A 14,426-nucleotide genomic window follows, 5' to 3' on the forward strand; every position below is an offset into this window, starting at 1 on the left:
TATAATATTTGATAACGTCGGTTGATAACATTGAATCAACAGAGGTTCAGACATAGATGTATGTATAAAATAATATTTATATATGTATAAATAATATTTCATGCGTATATCAGGGGGGGGGATTTGAAATATATATTAATTTGAAGGACCATAGCAAATTAAATTTCAATATTGCTTAAATATAATACTATTCTGTATCACTTTATTAGTATTCTCTTATGTTTTAATTAAATGAACAGTCTATTTATTGTTCGTTTTTTGGGCGTTAATATAACCACTCAATATTTATTTTAAATTTATTTAATATTTATTCAATATGCGTTTATGTATATGTCATGTGCATTTAATGGATGTTTAATATATTTTATATGTATTTAATATATATTTCATATGGGTTTTTAATTGCTTTGTGGTTTGGGATGTTGTTAAATGAATTTTTGTAAAAGGGCAAACAAATCGTGAGGTTTGGACGCAAAGTTACCAGTCTGTATTTTTTATTGCAGATAGTGGAACTACCAAAAGGTAAATTATTAATATTTTTTTGAAAATATTAATTCCGGGGGGAAGATCTATCTTTTTTCTGCTAAATACCTCATCTGTTGCTTTTTTCTTTACGTTATTAGGCTAGTCAATAGGGTGTTACTTAAACGTCGCTATTGAGCTACTTATCATTATTATTATCAATTTATTCGCATTCGTATTCGCATTCGTATTCGTTTTCGTTTTGGTTGATTTTGTACTGTAAACGATTTAAGGAGGAATCATGTCTCTAAAGGTTTTACTACCTGCTTTCGGCAACTTGTTTTTTTGTTCAATATTGAATGCACAACCTTTTATTTCTGAATTAGACCAGGTGCAATGGCAATTGAGCTCAAATTCGTTTGAGTGCAGAATGACAACGAAAGTTGAAACACTAGGGACAGTTAGTATTGTTAAACAAGCGGGATATCCTGAATTTATTGACGTAACGTCCACAATTTATACACAAAAAATTAAGCGTTATAGGCTTGGTAGTTCAAAAGCACCTTGGGGAGTAAAAACACTGCCTGACGCTCGTTGGCTAGCGCCCGCCTTACCACTTGAAAATAAAATTTCAGACGGTGTTGCTCGTTTTACTCGACACCTGCAGCAGGGAGATTGGGGACATATAGCCTTGACCTATGCTGACAGCGAAGGCATACATGCAGTACTACCCTCAGTAAACATAGGTGACGTATTCGATGGTTATTATCAATGTCTCCACGATATATCTCCTTTTTCATATGAGCAAGTAAGAGACCGGAATTTATATTATTCTGGTGGCTCGTATTTATTGAATACCCAACAAAAGCAAGAAATGGCTGCGATCGTTAAATACATATCTCTTGATGATTCAGTGACCAAAGTACTCATTGATGGACATTCGAATAGTATTGGCAATACAGTAAATAATTTATTGTTATCACAGCAACGTGCTGATGATGTTTATATGTATCTTATGGAGGCTGGTATCTCTACAACACTGATGGAAGTACGCTCTCACGGTGATCGTTACCCATTAAAATCAGACCGGACAGCATTAGGTCGTGAAAAAAATAGACGCGTGAATTTACGTATTATTCGTCGGTTGGGTAAATAATATATGTCGGATAATTATGAGCAAGATAATATATTATTGATTCTTGAATCTCCTTCAGTGACGAGCCTTGATAGGAAAGTGGTAGAGCAAGAAGGCTATGTGGTTCATCGCTGTCTGAATGCTGAAGATGCTTTTTTAAATGCCTCGACGTTATCACCCTCTGTGGTTCTTGTCGATGCTGAATTAGCTGATATGTCATTAGTTGATTTTGTTAATGCCTTTTCTCGTAATCACCCCGACTCCGTTATCATCGTTTCGGTGCAAAGTAGTCAATGTGAACTTGCTGCTGAGGCGATCGTAGCTGGTGCCGCGGATTATTTACTGAAACCATTCTCTGATTATCAGTTGATTAAAGCGATAAAACGAGCGGTGAGCTTACGCAAACCAATGGATGATTTTATTGTTGGTTCGGCTGAAAGTCGTCAGGTTGTACAACTTGCACATCGTGCTGCACAAACCGATGCAACTGTATTTATTCGAGGTGAATCGGGCACAGGTAAAGAGTTGTTGGCTCGCTATATCCACACTCATTCTCCGCGTGCAAATGGACCGTTTGTAGCTTTTAATTGCGCCGCTATCCCTGAAACGATGATTGAAGCCATGCTATTAGGTCATACAAAGGGTGCCTTTACCGGTGCAACTAGTGACCAGATGGGGAAGTTTGAACTCGCCAATAATGGCACCATCATGTTAGATGAAATTGCTGAAATGCCATTGCAATTACAAGCTAAGTTACTACGAGTTATCCAGGAACGAGAAGTTGAACGGCTCGGAAGTAATAAAAAAATTAAGCTTAATATTCGTATCATCGCTGCAACAAATAAAAATTTACAAGAGGCCGTTGAAAAAGGTCTGTTCCGTCAAGATCTGTATTACCGATTAGATGTATTACCTTTGCAATGGGGTGCGTTGCGAGAGCGTAAAGATGACATTCTGCCTCTCGCGGAGTTCTTCATTCGTAAGTATGCGCCAACGCCTGATTATTTTATAAGTAGTGCTGCCAAATTGATGCTATTAGGACATGCTTGGCCTGGTAATGTCCGTGAATTAGAAAATGTAATTCAACGGGCACTCATTATTGCTCGAGGTATGGAAATACAAGAGGCTGATTTAATGCTACCAGCACAGTTAAATGAAAAGAAAACGGTGTTGAAAACTGTTCACCAATTTGAAGGATTGGAATCAACTAAAAAAAGGGCTGAGTACCAATATGTTTTAGATACATTAAAACAATTTAAAGGACATAGAATGAAAACCGCTGCTGCACTAGGTGTAAGCACTAGAGCGTTGCGTTACAAAATGGTCGCAATGCGAGAGCAAGGTATAGCAATTTAACTGGTAATAATATGAAAATCGAAGCAAATACCCAATCAATTAATTTGATGAATAAAATGGAGCTAATGAAGCTTCAAGCTGGTAATGAAATTGAAAGTAATCCATTAGGTGCAAATCAAGCGGTATCATTTAACCAGACAATGAAAATGATGGTCAGTGATATTAATCAGCAGCAGTTAAAAGCTAATGGCATGATGTCAGCCGTCGATTCAGGTCGTAGTGATGACTTAGTTGGTGCGATGGTTATGACAAAAAAAGCGGATTTAAGTTTTTCGGTATTAATGCAAGTTAGAAATAAGTTAATGACCGGTTTTGATAATATTATGCGTATACCGTTGTAGGGGCTAGTGTGGACATTTTATCTCAAGAAACAGGTCTCATCAAAAACTCAAGCGCAGGTAACGGAAACGTGATAAAGAACATGCAATCGCGGTTGAAACTAACTCGCGAAAAATTCTATCGATTTAGGTCTTTATTTTTTATTGGATTGTTATCAAGCCTTATTGCTGCTGTTATTGTTGCATCTTTATGGACTGCTGAGCAGTATGTTCCCTTGTATGGGAAGCAAGAAATGTATGATAAAGCCAACATTCTTGAGCTGCTAGAGCAACAAAAAGCTGATTTTCAGTTGGATCGAGAGTCAGGACAAATTTTAGTCGCGAAAAATCAACTCGCTCAATTACGTATGGCGTTGGCTGCACTGGGTGTCAAAAAGAATATCCCAATGGGGATGGGTGGTCTTGAAGGTAAAATGGGACTGGGCACAAGTCAGTTTATGGAGTCTAAAAGCTATCGTTTTGCACTTGAAGGAGAGTTAGCATTATCGATTATCACTATCGATACAGTTCGTAATGCGCGTGTACATTTGGCGTTACCTGAACGCACACTGTTTATTGGACGTGATGAGGAACAGGCTTCGGCTTCGGTCATGCTTGATTTGCAACCCGGTAGAGAACTTTCTCAAGGGCAAGTTAGCGCGATCATTAATTTAGTCGCGAACAGTGTAACAAATATGAAACCCGATAATATTTCGGTGGTCGATCAAGCGGGTCGATTATTAACCTTATCCGGTAGTCAGTCGAGTAATCGGGGACAACTGGCCACGCAGCAGGTTACATTTACACATGATCTCGAAGCTCGATTAACGCGTCGAATAAGTGATCTTTTATATCCACTTGTTGGTGCTGACAATTTTAGAATACAACTAACCGCAGATTTAGATTTCAACGAGGTCGAAGAGACTGTAGAGATGGTGAGCCCTGAAACTGTATTAACAAAGGAAAATATACGTGAACAAGTTTCTGGTGATGTAAATGCTGTTGGTATTCCAGGTTCGTTATCAAATTTACCACCCGTTAAAAAAGTGACAAAGAAAGGTAAAAAAACAGCATCGAGTAAAGCTGAATCATCGATGATCACTAAGCGTAATGATTACAGCAAAGAATATGTTGTTGGTCGCTCTGTGATGCATAAAAAACATGAATTTGGCCGCATTAATAACTTAAGTGTTTCCGTTATTTTGAATAATAAAATAGCAACGGGCACTGAAGGTTGGAGTGATGATGAGTTAGCTAAAATATCTAGCACGATAAAAAATGCTATTGGTATGATTGCTAGTCGTGGCGATCAGTTCAATATTTCTGGTTATGATTTTATCGCTGTTCCTGAAACAACGCTTGAAGGATTACCTTGGTGGCAGATGGATGCCATACAAGCGTACTTGCGTTATATCGTTATTACAATTCTCGGCTTAACGTTAATTATATTTGTAATCAGACCGTTAATTAAAAACTTCGTTAGTCAATCACGAGAAACAGAAAATGCTGCTCTTGCGTTAACAGACCAAAAAAGTGAACCTAAAACGAATAGTTTAAGCTCTGATATTAAGCCGGATGAGATCTCGAAGACAAGTAAGGCGGTCGATATGGCCGAGTTAACAGCAGTTGAAGTGCCAACTTTACCAGCCCCTGGAAGTGAGTTTAGCGTGCAATTAAACCACCTACAAATTTTAGCGGATAAAGAAGCTGTTCGTGTTGCGGAAGTATTGAAAGGCTGGGTTAAGTCTAACGGAGGGAGTCAGAATGAGTCGTAATGATATGACCACAGCGTTTAGTGAAAGAGATAAAGCCGCTATTTTACTGTTAAGCATGGGTGAAGAATCAGCTGCAAAAATATTGAGATTGATGGAGCCTGAAGAAGTTAAAGATGTATCAATGGCAATGGCTCGCCTCAGTAATGTATCAAGTATTGATGCTCAGCAAATTTTACAACAATTTTTTGAACAATATACTCAGCAAAGTGGGATTAGCAGGGCATCTCGTGAATATCTTGAGAAATCATTAGATATGGCGCTTGGACGAAAACTGGCTAGTGGCATGTTAGATTCCATTTATGGTGATGTAATGTCGAACGATATTCAGCGTCTACAGTGGCTACCAGCTGATGTATTAGCTCGTTTTTTCCGTCATGAACACTTGCAAATGCAAGCGGTTATGTTGGCATTTTTACCACCTGATACAGCCAATGCGGTGCTAAAGAATTTACCTTTAGAGTCTCATGATGAACTTATCTATCGTATCGCTAATTTAGAAGAAATCAGTGATCATGTAATTAATGATTTAAGAGTCACACTACAACTTTGTATTGATTTTGTTGCTGAACAGTCTGGCGCTAAAGTTGATGGCAGCAGCCAAGCGGCAAATATCCTTAATCGTTACAGTGGCGATAAAGCTAACTTAATTGAATTAGTTGAGATGCATAACCTTGATACAGCTAACGCTATTAGAGATAACATGTACAACTTTATAATCATTGGACGACAGCCATTAGATGTTCTGCAAGCGCTTATTGAGGCTGTTCCTAATGAGGTTTTAGCTACGGCTTTGAAAGGTGCAGATAAATCAATTATCGATAAAATCGAAGAAGCATTGCCAAAACGTATGGCAGAAGCGCTTAATGCTGAAATTCAACGTTTGGGTCCTATGCCGTTGAGTAAAATCGAAGTTTCACGCACAGAGGTTATGGCTATTGCCCGTAGGCTCTTTGAAAGTGGTGAATTACAGTTACAATTATTCGAAGAACAAGTGGTTAGCTAATGAACTCAGCTCAAATTATTAAATCCAATAAAACCAGTTACCGACGGCATGTATTTCCACCATTTCGTGTGGCTGGCGGTTCGAATCTTGGCGTTATTGATGAGGTATCACCTAATTTTGAGCAAGGATTTCAACAAGGTTTGGAAGAGGGGCATAAAGAAGGTGCTGAGCGTGGCTTGCAGCAAGGTTTGGTTGATGGTCACCAAGAAGGGCATAACGCGGGTCTTATGAAAGGTATTGCGGAAGGCCAAATTAAAGGTGCGCAGTTATTTAAAGATGCAATAGCTCAGCTTTCAACAGTGCAGAGAAAAGTCGATGAATTGGCTAAGCATAAGCTCGTAGTTCAACAAGAACTGATTGCTGATTTAGTTGGACAGGTATCTCGTCAAGTTATCCGTGCCGAGCTGACTTTAAGCCCTAAACAAGTGTTAAACCTTGTTGAAGAGGCTATCCAAGTGTTTGCCGATGATATTGAAAAAGTACGTATCTTCTTAAATGTTGATGATAAAAAACGCCTTAAAGACCTCGGTATATCAGACTTGAATGGTTGGACGTTGGAAGCTGATGAGAAATTAGCTGTCGGAGATAGTTATATTAATAGTTCAGATAAGGAGATTTCAGTTGATACCGAAGAACGCTTTCAACAGTGCATGGAATCTGTGAATCAGTCAATGACAGAAGCTAGCTAGTTCAATTTTATGATGTTGCAAGGGGAACTCGGCTATGAATGAAGCATTAAAAGAGCGGTTGATTCAGGCTATGGACAGTATTGACGCCGGTGCTGTTGCAAAAGTTTATGGGCGACTTGTGCGTATTAATGGTTTGACACTCGAGGTGACTGGCTGTCGACTGGCTGTCGGTCAACGTTGCTTTATTGAAACACTTAATAATGGCAGTTTAGCTGCTGAAGTGGTTGGCTTCAACAGAGATATTAGTTATTTAATGCCACTTCATCATGCTGTAGGCTTGTTTTCGGGTGCGAGGGTTTCATCACAAAGTGGTATTGAAAATATTATTGTTGGCGAACAATTATTAGGTCGGGTTGTTGATGGGCTATTGCAACCACTTGATGGCCTTCCTGCCATTACTGGTGAGTCTATTCCCCTTTTTTCTTTGCCAAATAACCCGCTTAGCCGTCAACCTATCTCTGAACCAATTGATGTAGGTATTCGCTGTATTAATGCAGTGTTAACACCTGGTAAAGGGCAGCGTTTAGGCCTATTTGCGGGCTCAGGTGTCGGTAAAAGTGTGTTATTAGGCATGATGACCCGCTATACCGAAGCTGACATTATTATTGTAGGGCTTATTGGTGAACGCGGTCGGGAAGTTCATGAATTTATAGTACACAGTTTAGGTGAAGAAGGTCGTAAACGCGCGATTGTTGTTGCAGCTCCTGCGGATGCTACCGCCTTGATGCGCTTGCGTGCAGCACAAGTTTGTCATCGTTTAGCTGAGCATTTCCGTGATCAAGGGAAGCACGTTTTATTATTAATGGATTCTTTGACCCGCTATGCGCAAGCGCAGCGTGAGATTGGTTTAGCGATGGGAGAGCCTCCGGCAACGAAAGGCTATCCACCTTCTGTATTCAGTCTACTTACTCAATTAGTTGAACGCGCGGGCAATGGACTCGGTAGTGGCAGCATGACTGCTATCTATACCGTATTGGTTGAAGGTGATAATCAGCAAGAACCTATTGCTGATGCTGCTCGCGCTATTTTAGATGGTCATATCGTGCTTAGTCGTGATCTCGCTGAACAAGGACATTACCCAGCCATTGATATTAGTGCATCGATTAGTCGTGTTATGCCACAAGTCGTGAGAAAAGATTATCTCGCGCATGCGATTAAATTGAAAAAATTATACAGCAGTTATCAACAAATAAGGGAACTGATCCCATTAGGTGGTTATCAACCCGGTAAGGATATGCAAGTAGACTATGCTGTACAAAAATTTCCTGAGATAGCGAAATTTTTACAGCAAGGCTTAGATGAGCAAACAGGGCTAAGCGATAGTATGAATCAATTGATACATCTGATGGATAATTAGCATGCTAAATAAATTAATTGTTATAGAACAAAAAAAATTAGATGAATTAGCTATGCAGCGAATACAGTTTAATGAACAGTTGCAGCGCAAAAAATATCAGGTATCTCAACTCGCGATTTATCAGCAAGCCTTAACTGCAAATAGTGGTGATAGCCAAGTATTACATTTGCAAAATATGCAGTCGATGCGAAATCAACTTGACGGTTTGATTGATAATCAACAGTTTGAAATTGATTTACATGAAGCGGACCTATTACGGCAGAATACGCTTATCAGCCAGAAAATTGGGCAGGTTAAAGGCTTTGAAACCGTGATAAGAAGGCGTGAATCTAAGGCGCAATTAGCACAAGATATAGCTGAACAATTTCAAAATGATGAGCTAGCTATACAAGTTTTTTTTCGGTATAGAGATTAATAACTTAGTATTCACCAGCTGTATTTGATGAATACTCATCTTGCGGTTGTGTATGTAAGACTTTATTTAATAGTTCAGATTGCAATGCGAGTAGTTGGCCATTCACTTCATTCTGGTTGTGGCAGTTGTGAGTTAGCTGCTTTAACTTTTCCCATAATAGGGCAACTTGAGGACTCGATTTCGCATCGAGTACGGCAAGTATTTTTTCCATCCCTGCATTATCAGCGGTAACACCAATATTATACATCAGTTGTTTACGGCGTATTGCTTGCTCGCGAATTGTTTCTAATAATATACTATGATCTTGATTTAACGTAATGAGTTCTTCATTCTTATGCTGCTGCATAAGGCTTTGTTGCTTATGCAGTAATTCATGGAATCTTGAATAATTTTTAATATCTGTCTTTAGGCCTGAGATTAAAGCTATGATACATTGACGAACTTTACTCATCGACGGTGCATCTCAACAATACTATCAGCCAGTATGTCTAAATCTAAGCTTAATTTGCCTTCTCTAAGTAGCGCTGAGATTCGGTTTACTTTATCCATGTCCACATCAGAAGTAGGCGCTAACTTATCACTGATATTAACAAAGTTATCGGCTTTGCGGTTCACTTCCGTTGTTTGTTTTAAACCTTGAACAGCTGTATCAGTTGTTACTTTAGTTGAGCCTGATGCAGCTTTAGCCATTGCGTGATTATTAATGCTATTAGTTATTTTCATGTTGTTCTCGTACCTAAATTATCCGATTATTATAATTAAGCGACATAAACTGAGTGTAACTGTAATTCTAAATGGAAAATAAACTAAAATAAAGTTTCAACAACACCTGACGCAATGATTTTAGCCTGAATTTTGTTTCCTGATGACAGGTTCTTAATATAGATTTTATCACCTAGTTTACCATCTTGCAGGGCTTTTCCTTTCATTGATACAACAAAGCTGCCTGAACTGGCTCTTATTATGACTTCATCACTACGTTTGACTAAGAGACGTTGTTGTAATTGACTTGGTAAGATAATTTTACCCGATCTAATTCGGCGTTTAGCTCGTTGATTGATTAATTGCTGTGGGCTTGTAATAAAACGTTGAGTGTGACGACTTATTATTCCCCGTTGTAACCGAATATTTTGTTTTTTAAGTATTTGATTAGGGTTAATGTCTGTTTTAGCATGCCACACTTCTAACCCTATTTTTACTTTAGCATGTGCGCGGATCTTCCAGCTTGGCTGTGTACAAGATATTAAGTAATTGACTCGACCGATAGGTGCATTATTTGGTGTTGTCCGTTGATATTGAACGCTGTCTTTACAGGCTGGCAAGTGTTCTGCTTTATTTGGTAGCCAGATGAGGATCTCAGCATCATAATTTAGCCAGTTTTGTTGCTGGCTATAGCGCTTAATATCTTGCTCAACTTGTTGCTGAAATAAATGCGCAGACACGCTGTTATTCAGTAACCACAAAATAGTTAATATCAGTAACTTCCTGAAAGGAAGCTGAACTTCCGTTCCCACTTCCGTTCCCACTTCCCTTTCCTGCTTACTTCTTTTGTAAATCATTGTTTTTATAGTCTTTAATTTGTGGCGTGAATATTGCTTTAAGTGAACTACGTTTATTATATCAAACAATAGGAATCGCAGTTCATGGCAATAAATTTTGATAAAGCACTGGGGATACATCCTTATGCTTTACAAGCGCGAGTTCAACGCAGCGAGATTTTAGCTGGTAACTTAGCCAATGTTGATACTCCGGGTTACCTGGCCCGCGATTATGATTTCAAGTCCGTGCTGACAAATTTAGAAGCGCAATTAAATCAATCAACGGGCGGTAGATTACCAGAACTTGAAATGCATAGTCTATATCGCGTGCCATTTCAAGCTTCAAAAGACGGTAATACTGCGGAGTTAGGTGTTGAACAAGCAAAATTTAATAACAATGCGATGAATTTCCAAAGTAGTTTAACGTTCTTAAATATGCGTATTCAAGGACTTCAAAAAGTAATCGATGGACGCTAATTATGTCGTTTAACAATATCTATGAAATTGCTGGCAGTGGTATGCGAAGCCAGACATTACGTTTGAATACAGTCGCCTCAAATTTAGCGAATGTAAACTCGGCAGCGAGTAGCGAAAAAGAAGCATATCATGCTTTGAAACCGGTGTTTTCGACTATTTATCAGACGAGTCAAGAAACGTTAGAGGTGACGGGAGCAAGCGTTAATATGCTTGGTGTTACTCAATCACAACAAACTATTGACCGTCGATATGAGCCTGAGAATACACTCGCAAATAAGGATGGTTACGTCTTTTATTCGAATGTGAATGCGGTTGGTGAAATGGCTGACATGATGTCTGCGTCTCGTAGTTTTGAGAGCTCGGCTGAGGTTATGCGCCGTGTAAATAGCATGCAGCAAAGTTTATTAAGACTTGGACAAGGATAACGGTTATGAATCCAATAAATAATATCAATAGAACGGATCCTGCTCAGGCAGCAGATGCTAAAGGCAGTAATGCTTTGGGTTTGAAAAATGAATTTTTAGACATGATGGTTGCGCAAATTAAAAACCAGGACCCCCTTAATCCACTTGATGGCACTGAGTATGTCGGCCAACTCGCCCAGTTTTCGATGGTTGAAGGTATTGAGGGTCTACGTGCCAGTCAAGCTGGTCAAGCTGAAATGCTCTACACCCAACAAGTACTGCAGAGTACTGCCTTAATAGGTACCGAAGTATTAGTTCCATCTACAGGCATTGCTGCAAAGCAAGGTGAAAAACCTTCTGGTGTTATCCGAATCGATAGTGCAGCGGAAGAGGTTACACTGAGTGTAAAAGATTTGAACGGCAATGTTGTTGACACCCAAACTTGGAAATACCCTGAGTCTGGAGATATTGAATTCGCAGTGTCAGAACTCGATGAAGGAAGTTATGTGTTTGATGTTGAAGTTAAAGTTGGTGATCAGGTATTAAAAGGTGCCCCTTTACTATCGCGAGAAGTTGAAAAAATCACGCTGCCAAAAACAGGTTCTGATATTCAACTGTCAATTGCAGGTATGGGCAGTGTCTCCCTGTTCTCTATTTCTGAATTTGGTAAAACAGCAAGTTAAGGATTTAAAATGTCTTATAGTATCGGTTTGTCAGGGCTTCGTTCTACGAATGAACAACTTGATGTTATTTCGCAAAATATTGCCAATGTAAATACTGCGGGTTTTAAATCCGGTCGTGCAGAGTTCTCCGCTGTTTACAGTGGTGGGTCTGCTGGTGGTGTTGAAGTTGCTGCAGTTTCAAGTAATTTTGATCGCGATGGTGATGTTGTTAACACTGGTCGTTCAATGGATTTAGCTATCTCTGGTCGTGGTTTCTTTGTGTTAAATAATGGCGGTGAAACGTCTTATACACGTGCTGGTTCGTTTGTTCGTAATGCGAGTAATTATATTGAAAACAGTGGTGGTGCGCGCTTACAAGGCTACCCTGTTGATGCAAATGGCGCACTTTTAAGTGGTGTTGTTTCGGATCTAAAGGTCGGCACCGGTACGTTACCTGCGAAAGCATCGTCAAATGTTGAATTTGCCGCTAACTTAAAAGCGGATGCTTCAGCCCCTACGACAGCGTTTGACCCTGCTAATATCCAACCAGATATGTATAACTATTCACAATCAGGCAAAGTTTATGATTCACTCGGTACTGAACACGTATTAACGCAGTATTTTGTAAAATCTGCGGGACCTGCAACAAATGAATGGACTGCGCATTATTTTATTGATGGTGAACAAGCAGGCACTACCGCAACGAAAACATTAAGCTTTGATACCAGTGGTAAAATGATTTCGCCTATAAATGCTGTTGAACTTTCTAAGGTTATTACGGGTGCAGAGCCGTTGAATATCAAGATGTCAATGACCAATATGAGCCAAAATGCAGCAAGTTTCAGCTTGAGCCGTAATGAAACGAACGGTTATGGCGCTGGCGATCTGAAAACAATTCGTATTGATGATGATGGTTCTCTATACGGTGTTTACACTAATGGTCAAGATAAGTTACAAGGTAAAGTAATTTTAGCTGATTTTGCTAATCCAAATGGTTTACGCCAAGGTGATAATACGGCGTGGAGTCAAAGCTTTGCCTCGGGTGCGCCAAATATAGGCTTACCAAGTAGCGGTACGCTGGGTGCATTAACGTCGGGTGCTTATGAAGGTTCTAATGTAGACCTAACTGGTGAACTTGTTAGTTTGATGACTGCTCAGCGTAACTATCAAGCTAACTCTAAAACTATTTCAGCAGCTGAAAAAATGACTCAAGTGTTATTTAACGCATTTTAATAGGAACTAGTTGATGAAACTACTCTATACCGCTTTATCTGGTGCTGAGCAAAGCCAAACTGCAATGAATATTCGCGCAAATAATCTAGCGAATGTTAATACCAATGGTTTTAAAGCTGATATTGATCGCGCAGTAGCTTACAAGATCGAAGGCGCAGGTTATGAAACCCGTTATCTCAGTCAAGGTGCAGCGTCAGGTACTAATTTTACTGCTGGTGAGCTAGAAAAGACTGGGCGTAGCTTAGATATCGCAATTCAAGGCGAAGGCTATATCGCAGTTCAAACGCCGGGTGGTGCTGAAGCATATACCCGGGCTGGCAGCATGAAATTAGATAGCGAAGGTCGTGCTTCCATTAATGGTAACGCTGTACTTGCTGATGGTGCGCAACTTACTTTTCCTGAATACCAAAGTATTGAAATTGGAAGTGATGGGACTGTTACTGCCATTACGTTAGGTGGCGCACAGGTTCAAGTTGGTCAAATAAAGCTGATTAGACCTGAAGCTGGCAGCATGATGAAAGGACAGGATGGCTTTTTGCATTTAAAGGCGGGTGCTGTTGGAAATCAAGCTGAAGATGTCGTATTAGTGTCAGGATTTCTGGAAGGTTCTAATGTAAATGCCGTGACAGAGTTGGTTTCATCAATGAAGGTTAATCGCCAGTTTGAACTTCAAATTAAGATGATGAAAACGGCTGATACATTGGCTCAAAAAGGTAATCAACTGATCAACGGTTGATTATAATTAATTACTTTAGATTTAAATAATTAATCATCTTAGGTTTAAATAGTAGGAATAATATAATGAGCTCAGCACTTTGGACAAGTAAAACCGGGTTGGCAGCACAAGATGTAAAAATGTCAACAATTGCAAATAACCTAGCCAATGTTAATACCACTGGTTTTAAAAAAGATCGCGTTGCATTCTCGGATCTATTTTATGATATTAAACGTCAGCCTGGGGCATTAGCAGACCAAAACAATGAAATACCAACAGGCGTTCAAGTTGGTAATGGTGTTCGAATTACTGGTACTCAAAAAGTATTCACACCGGGGAGTTTTTCTGAAACGGGTCAAGAACTGGATATGGCTATTATTGGGAAAGGTTTTTTCCAAATTGAACAGGTCAGCGGTGAAATCGCATTTACACGTAATGGTCAATTTACGTTGAACTCTGATAGTCAAATTGTCAATAGTGATGGTTTGCCATTGGTTCCAAGTATCCAAATTCCAGCTGATGCAACCAGTATTACTATTGGTTCAGACGGTACCATAACAGCGCAGTTAGCGGGTGAAAGTGCACCGCAAGATGTAGGACAAATAACACTGACCAGTTTTGCTAATCCTGCAGGTTTAGTTGCGTTAGGTGGTAATTTATATACTGAAACGGGTTCATCTGGTGCAGCACAAGAAGGTGTGGCTGGCGAGGCCTCATTAGGAACAATTAAGCAACGCGGTCTGGAAGGTTCAAATGTAAGTGTAGTGGAAGAAATGGTAGATATGATTTCGACTCAACGAGCTTATGAAATGAATGCCAAGGTAGTGTCTGCAGCGGATAAGATGTTGCAGTTTGTTACTCAATCTTTATAACCGATAGGTGCTCATT

The 14,426-nt window shown here is 39.5% G+C and carries 17 protein-coding genes and 1 riboswitch; of the genes, 14 read left to right on the forward strand and 3 right to left on the reverse strand.

Features of this window, described 5'->3' with window-relative positions; genetic code table 11:
* Nucleotides 1-436 precede the first annotated feature (436 nt).
* Nucleotides 437-520: riboswitch (cyclic di-GMP riboswitch) on the forward strand.
* 243 nt (nt 521-763) lie between these two features.
* The 8 genes from BT797_RS02390 to BT797_RS02425 are packed head-to-tail and all read left to right on the forward strand — an operon-like array spanning nt 764 to nt 8,509.
* The gene (locus BT797_RS02390; protein WP_075470989.1) at nt 764-1,618 is read left to right on the forward strand and encodes an OmpA family protein; all 855 of its coding nucleotides are present in this window, start codon (nt 764-766) and stop codon (nt 1,616-1,618) included.
* Nucleotides 1,619-1,621: 3 nt separating this feature from the next.
* Entirely contained in the window at nt 1,622-2,953 is a 1,332-nt protein-coding gene (locus tag BT797_RS02395) for a sigma-54-dependent transcriptional regulator (RefSeq protein ID WP_075470990.1), read from the forward strand.
* Between the two features lie 11 nt (nt 2,954-2,964).
* Nucleotides 2,965-3,294, forward strand: coding sequence for a flagellar hook-basal body complex protein FliE (gene fliE, locus BT797_RS02400; RefSeq protein ID WP_075470991.1), 330 nt, complete (start codon nt 2,965-2,967; stop codon nt 3,292-3,294).
* An 8-nt stretch (nt 3,295-3,302) separates the two neighbouring features.
* The gene (gene fliF, locus BT797_RS02405; RefSeq protein ID WP_052678238.1) at nt 3,303-5,045 is read left to right on the forward strand and encodes a flagellar basal-body MS-ring/collar protein FliF; all 1,743 of its coding nucleotides are present in this window, start codon (nt 3,303-3,305) and stop codon (nt 5,043-5,045) included.
* Nucleotides 5,035-6,048 (forward strand): FliG C-terminal domain-containing protein, encoded by a 1,014-nt coding sequence (locus BT797_RS02410; protein ID WP_045109183.1) that lies wholly within the window; start codon nt 5,035-5,037, stop codon nt 6,046-6,048. The genes fliF and BT797_RS02410 overlap by 11 nt, the downstream gene beginning before the upstream one ends.
* Nucleotides 6,048-6,737 (forward strand): FliH/SctL family protein, encoded by a 690-nt coding sequence (locus tag BT797_RS02415; protein ID WP_052678239.1) that lies wholly within the window; start codon nt 6,048-6,050, stop codon nt 6,735-6,737. Before BT797_RS02410 ends, BT797_RS02415 begins: the two co-directional genes overlap by 1 nt.
* Nucleotides 6,738-6,771: 34 nt before the next feature.
* Nucleotides 6,772-8,094, forward strand: coding sequence for a FliI/YscN family ATPase (locus tag BT797_RS02420; protein ID WP_045109184.1), 1,323 nt, complete (start codon nt 6,772-6,774; stop codon nt 8,092-8,094).
* 1 nt (nt 8,095) lies between these two features.
* Nucleotides 8,096-8,509, forward strand: coding sequence for a flagellar FliJ family protein (locus BT797_RS02425; RefSeq protein ID WP_045109185.1), 414 nt, complete (start codon nt 8,096-8,098; stop codon nt 8,507-8,509).
* 4 nt (nt 8,510-8,513) lie between these two features.
* On the opposite strand, the gene BT797_RS02430 is transcribed toward BT797_RS02425, so the two are convergent.
* From BT797_RS02430 to flgA, 3 genes are all read right to left on the reverse strand, one after another.
* A complete protein-coding gene (locus BT797_RS02430; protein WP_045109186.1) occupies nt 8,514-8,960 on the reverse strand; it encodes a flagellar protein FlgN in 447 nt (148 codons plus the stop codon).
* A complete protein-coding gene (gene flgM, locus BT797_RS02435; protein WP_045109187.1) occupies nt 8,957-9,232 on the reverse strand; it encodes a flagellar biosynthesis anti-sigma factor FlgM in 276 nt (91 codons plus the stop codon). The genes BT797_RS02430 and flgM overlap by 4 nt, the downstream gene beginning before the upstream one ends.
* 83 nt (nt 9,233-9,315) lie before the next feature.
* Nucleotides 9,316-10,035 (reverse strand): flagellar basal body P-ring formation chaperone FlgA, encoded by a 720-nt coding sequence (gene flgA, locus BT797_RS02440; RefSeq protein WP_045109188.1) that lies wholly within the window; start codon nt 10,033-10,035, stop codon nt 9,316-9,318.
* 117 nt (nt 10,036-10,152) lie between these two features.
* Here flgA and flgB point away from each other — a divergent pair, with 117 nt between their 5' ends.
* The 6 genes from flgB (at nt 10,153) to flgG (ending at nt 14,410) form a co-directional block, all read left to right on the forward strand.
* Complete coding sequence (gene flgB, locus BT797_RS02445) at nt 10,153-10,524, forward strand: flagellar basal body rod protein FlgB (protein WP_045109189.1); 372 nt, start codon at nt 10,153-10,155, stop codon at nt 10,522-10,524.
* 2 nt (nt 10,525-10,526) lie between these two features.
* The gene (gene flgC, locus BT797_RS02450) at nt 10,527-10,949 is read left to right on the forward strand and encodes a flagellar basal body rod protein FlgC (protein ID WP_045109190.1); all 423 of its coding nucleotides are present in this window, start codon (nt 10,527-10,529) and stop codon (nt 10,947-10,949) included.
* A 5-nt stretch (nt 10,950-10,954) separates the two neighbouring features.
* On the forward strand, nt 10,955-11,611 hold the full coding sequence (locus BT797_RS02455) for a flagellar hook assembly protein FlgD (protein ID WP_045109191.1): 657 nt from the start codon (nt 10,955-10,957) through the stop codon (nt 11,609-11,611).
* A gap of 9 nt (nt 11,612-11,620) precedes the next feature.
* Nucleotides 11,621-12,823 carry a flagellar hook protein FlgE gene (gene flgE / locus BT797_RS02460; RefSeq protein WP_075470992.1) on the forward strand — a complete coding sequence of 401 codons (1,203 nt, stop codon included), beginning with the start codon at nt 11,621-11,623 and terminating at the stop codon, nt 12,821-12,823.
* A gap of 13 nt (nt 12,824-12,836) precedes the next feature.
* On the forward strand, nt 12,837-13,559 hold the full coding sequence (locus tag BT797_RS02465; RefSeq protein WP_045109193.1) for a flagellar basal body rod protein FlgF: 723 nt from the start codon (nt 12,837-12,839) through the stop codon (nt 13,557-13,559).
* A gap of 65 nt (nt 13,560-13,624) precedes the next feature.
* Entirely contained in the window at nt 13,625-14,410 is a 786-nt protein-coding gene (gene flgG / locus BT797_RS02470) for a flagellar basal-body rod protein FlgG (RefSeq protein WP_045109194.1), read from the forward strand.
* Nucleotides 14,411-14,426: the final 16 nt, after the last annotated feature.

The sequence above is a fragment of the Moritella viscosa genome (genome assembly GCF_900120065.1).
Taxonomy (GTDB): domain Bacteria; phylum Pseudomonadota; class Gammaproteobacteria; order Enterobacterales; family Moritellaceae; genus Moritella; species Moritella viscosa.

Bases quoted from the DNA above. Each gene is read 5' to 3' on its own strand.
- BT797_RS02390 (WP_075470989.1), top strand. From the start codon at position 764: ATGTCTCTAAAGGTTTTACTACCTGCTTTCGGCAACTTGTTTTTTTGT.
- BT797_RS02395 (WP_075470990.1), top strand. From the start codon at position 1,622: ATGTCGGATAATTATGAGCAAGATAATATATTATTGATTCTTGAATCT.
- fliE (WP_075470991.1), top strand. From the start codon at position 2,965: ATGAAAATCGAAGCAAATACCCAATCAATTAATTTGATGAATAAAATG.
- BT797_RS02410 (WP_045109183.1), top strand. From the start codon at position 5,035: ATGAGTCGTAATGATATGACCACAGCGTTTAGTGAAAGAGATAAAGCC.
- BT797_RS02415 (WP_052678239.1), top strand. From the start codon at position 6,048: ATGAACTCAGCTCAAATTATTAAATCCAATAAAACCAGTTACCGACGG.
- BT797_RS02420 (WP_045109184.1), top strand. From the start codon at position 6,772: ATGAATGAAGCATTAAAAGAGCGGTTGATTCAGGCTATGGACAGTATT.
- BT797_RS02425 (WP_045109185.1), top strand. From the start codon at position 8,096: ATGCTAAATAAATTAATTGTTATAGAACAAAAAAAATTAGATGAATTA.
- BT797_RS02430 (WP_045109186.1), bottom strand. From the start codon at position 8,960: ATGAGTAAAGTTCGTCAATGTATCATAGCTTTAATCTCAGGCCTAAAG.
- flgM (WP_045109187.1), bottom strand. From the start codon at position 9,232: ATGAAAATAACTAATAGCATTAATAATCACGCAATGGCTAAAGCTGCA.
- flgB (WP_045109189.1), top strand. From the start codon at position 10,153: ATGGCAATAAATTTTGATAAAGCACTGGGGATACATCCTTATGCTTTA.
- flgC (WP_045109190.1), top strand. From the start codon at position 10,527: ATGTCGTTTAACAATATCTATGAAATTGCTGGCAGTGGTATGCGAAGC.
- BT797_RS02455 (WP_045109191.1), top strand. From the start codon at position 10,955: ATGAATCCAATAAATAATATCAATAGAACGGATCCTGCTCAGGCAGCA.
- flgE (WP_075470992.1), top strand. From the start codon at position 11,621: ATGTCTTATAGTATCGGTTTGTCAGGGCTTCGTTCTACGAATGAACAA.
- BT797_RS02465 (WP_045109193.1), top strand. From the start codon at position 12,837: ATGAAACTACTCTATACCGCTTTATCTGGTGCTGAGCAAAGCCAAACT.
- flgG (WP_045109194.1), top strand. From the start codon at position 13,625: ATGAGCTCAGCACTTTGGACAAGTAAAACCGGGTTGGCAGCACAAGAT.